The organism is Kitasatospora sp. NPDC091257, assembly GCF_044757675.1.
GTDB classification, from domain to species: domain Bacteria; phylum Actinomycetota; class Actinomycetes; order Streptomycetales; family Streptomycetaceae; genus Kitasatospora; species Kitasatospora lactacystinica.
Genome location: NZ_JBIVVI010001003.1, coordinates 1 through 3426 on the forward strand (window position 1 = coordinate 1; position 3426 = coordinate 3426).

The 3426-nt window shown below is 73.6% G+C and carries 2 protein-coding genes; both read right to left on the bottom strand.

Annotation, left to right across the window (positions count from 1 at the left end):
- The coding region (locus ACIQOV_RS33410) for an amino acid adenylation domain-containing protein (protein WP_401054509.1) at positions 1-2607 on the bottom strand (2607 nt) is incomplete at its 3' end.
- The coding region (locus ACIQOV_RS33415; RefSeq protein WP_401054510.1) for a phosphopantetheine-binding protein at positions 2607-3426 on the bottom strand (820 nt) is incomplete at its 5' end. The genes ACIQOV_RS33410 and ACIQOV_RS33415, both read right to left, overlap by 1 nt.

Genomic DNA, 3426 nt, shown 5'->3' on the forward strand with positions numbered 1-3426 from the left:
CCCTCCTTGCCCGCCACCGGGCAGGAGGGGCCCATCCCCCGCACCGCCGAACGGGCAGGCCACGAAGCGCTCCGCCGTCAGACCCGGACGGTTCAGGTACCCACGCGCCAGCTGGTCGCCCGCGACGTACATCTCGCCCGGCACGCCGACCGGCGCCGGCCGCAGTCCGGCGTCCAGCACGTAGACGCGCAGTCCGGGGATGCCCTCGCCGATCGGGCTGCCCAGGGAGCCCTCGACGGCCGTCGACCGGTCGAGCCGGAGGTGGCTCACGTGCACGGTGGTCTCGGTGATGCCGTACATGTTGACGAGTCGCGGGGCGTCGTCACGGTGCCGCGCGTACCACTCGCGCAGGCGGCCGGTGTCGAGCGCCTCGCCGCCGAACACGACCGTGCGCAGCCGCAGTTCGGACCCGAGGTCCGGGTGCTGGGCCTCGGCCTGGGCCAGCTGGTAGAACGCGGACGGCGTCTGGTTGAGGACGGTCACGCCCTCGCCCGCCAGCAGGCGCAGGAACTCGACCGGCGACCTGGACACCTCGACCGGCACGACGACCAGGCGGCCGCCGTGGAGCAGCGGGCCCCACAGCTCCCACACCGAGAAGTCGAAGGCGAAGGAGTGGAACCAGGTCCACACGTCGTCGGCGCCGAACTCGAACCACGGCTGCGTCTCGTCGAGCAGGCGCACCACGTTCCCGTGCGGGACGACGACACCCTTGGGGCGGCCCGTCGAGCCCGAGGTGTAGATGATGTACGCGGTGTTCGCCGGGGACAGCGCGCCGGGGACCTCGGCCGGCAGCGGCACGTCGCCCTTGCCGGCGGACAGCCGCGCGAGGGTCTCCGGGTCGTCCAGGACCACCCGGCGGACGGCCTCCTCGTGCGCGACCGCTCCCGCCGACGCGGTGGAGGTGATCACCAGGGCGGGGGCGCAGTCCGCGAACACGAAGCTGATGCGGTCCGACGGCGAGGCCGGGTCGACCGGCAGGTAGGCGCCGCCGGCCTTCAGCACGGCGAGCAGGGCCACGACCAGGTCGAGCGAGCGTTCGAGGCAGACCGCGACGGAGGTCTCGGGCCCGACGCCGTGCCGGACCAGCAGGGCGGCCAGCGCGTCCGAGCGCTCGGCGAGTTCCGCGTACGTGAGCCGGGCGTCGCCGAGGACCGCGGCGACGGCGTCGGGCGTCCGTTCGACCTGCGCCGCGAAGAGCGCCGGCAGGGTCGCCGCCGGCCGGGTGCCGCGCGCGGGGGTGTGCCACGCGTCCAGCAGGCGGTGGCGCTCGGCCGGGCTCGTCACCTCCAGCAGGCCGAGCGGCCGGTCGGGGTCCGAGAGCGCCGAGTCGAGGACCTGGACGAACCGCTCCGCCATCGCCTCGACGGTCGCCGCGTCGAACAGGTCGGCGGCGTAGGTGATGCTGCCGGCCAGACCGGCGGGCCGGCCCTGGGCGTCGAAGCGCTCGGCGAGCTGGACGTCGAGGTCGAACTTGGCCGGACGCTGGTCGCCGCTCAGCGGCTCGACCTCCAGTCCGGGCAGCCGCAGCTCCGCGTCCGCGTTGTTCTGGACGCTCAGGGTCACCTGGAACAGCGGGTGGCGGGACATCGAGCGGGCCGGCGCCAGGTCCTCCACCAGGCGCTCGAACGGCAGGTCCTGGTGGGAGAACGCCTCCAGCGACGTCTCCCGGACCTGCCGGAGCAGGTCCCGGAAGGTGGCCTCGTCGGCGACCCGCGCCCGGAGCACCAGCGTGTTGACGAACAGGCCGACCAGGTCGTGCAGGGCCTCGTCCAGGCGCCCGGCGATCGGCACGCCGATCGGGATGTCGTTCCCGGCCCCGAGCCGCGACAGCAGGACGGCGAGGCCCGCCTGCGCCGCCATGAAGACGGTGGCGCCCTCGGCCTTGGCGGTCCGCACCAGTCGCTCGTGGAGCCCGGCGGGCACGGTCAGGTCGACCACGCCGCCCACGTGCGAGGCGCGGGTGGGACGCGGCCGGTCGACCGGGAGCTCCAGCTCGTGCGGCATGCCCGCGAGCGCCTGGCGCCAGTGCGCCAGCTGCTCGTTGAGGAGGCTCTCCGGATCCTCGTCGGCGCCGAGCACGTCCTGCTGCCAGAAGGTGTAGTCGGCGTACTGGACCTCCAGTTGCTCCCACTCGGGCGCCCGCCCGCCCCGGCGCGCCGCGTAGGCGACGGAGAGGTCCCGTGCGAGCGGGCCCCTCGACCATCCGTCGCTCGCGATGTGGTGCATCACGACGATCAGCGCGTGGTCGTCCGGCGCGGTGGCGAACAGCGAGGCCCGGAACGGGATGTCGTGCTCCAGGTCGAAGGTGTGCCGGGCGGCCTCGGCCAGCGCCGCCGGCAGGTCCGCCGTGTCCACCTCGGTCACCGGCAGATCGATCCGGGCCGACTCGGCGGCCAGGACCTTCTGGTACGGCTTGCCGTCCTTGGCCGGGAAGACGGTGCGGAGGACCTCGTGGCGCTCCACCACGTCCCTCAGGGCGTCCCGCAGGGCCTCACGGTCCAGGGCTCCCCGCAGGCGCAGGGGGAGCGAAATGTTGTACGTGTCGCTCGGCCCCTCCAACTGCCCGAGGAACCACAGCCGCTGCTGAGCGTAGGACAACGGGATCATCAGATCTCCTCCTGCCTGGTGCGACGACGCAGGGCGGGCCTGGTGCGCTTGGGACGGTTGATGTGGGACGAGAGGCCCGCCACGGTGGGGCTCTCGAAGATCGCCCTGAGAGGCAGTTCGACCTCCAGGGCGGAACGGATCCGGCTGACCAGCCGGGTGGCCAGCAGCGAGTGCCCGCCGAGTTCGAAGAAGTTGTCGTCGATGCCGACCCGCTCCAGACCGAGGACCTCGGCGAACGCCTCGCACAGGAGGGTCTCCTCGGGCGTCCGGGGGGCGCGGTAGGAGGCCTCCAGCTCCGCCGTGCGGTCGGGGGCCGGGAGGGCGCGGCGGTCGAGCTTGCCGTTGACGGTCAGTGGCAGAGCGTCCAGGGCGATGACGGCGGAGGGAACCATGTAGTCGGGCAGGACGGCGGCCAGGGCCGTCCTGACCTCGGCCGTGTCCACCTCGGCACCGGTGACCGGGACGACGTAGGCCGTCAGCCGCTTGTCGCCCGAAACGTCCTCGCGGACGATCACCACACCCTGCGCGATGCCGGGCCGGCCGAGCAGCGCGGACTCGATCTCGCCCAGCTCGATGCGGTAACCGCGCACCTTCACCTGGTCGTCGGTCCGGCCCAGGTACTCCAGCGCCCCGTCGGCGCGCCACCGCGCCAGGTCGCCGGTGCGGTACATCCGCTCCCCGGCCGAACCGAACGGGCAGGCCACGAACCGCTCCGCCGTCAGCCCCGGACGGCCCAGGTAGCCGCGCGCCAGCTGAACACCCGCGATGTACAGCTCACCCGCCGCACCCACCGGGACCGGACGCAGCCCGGAATCCAGC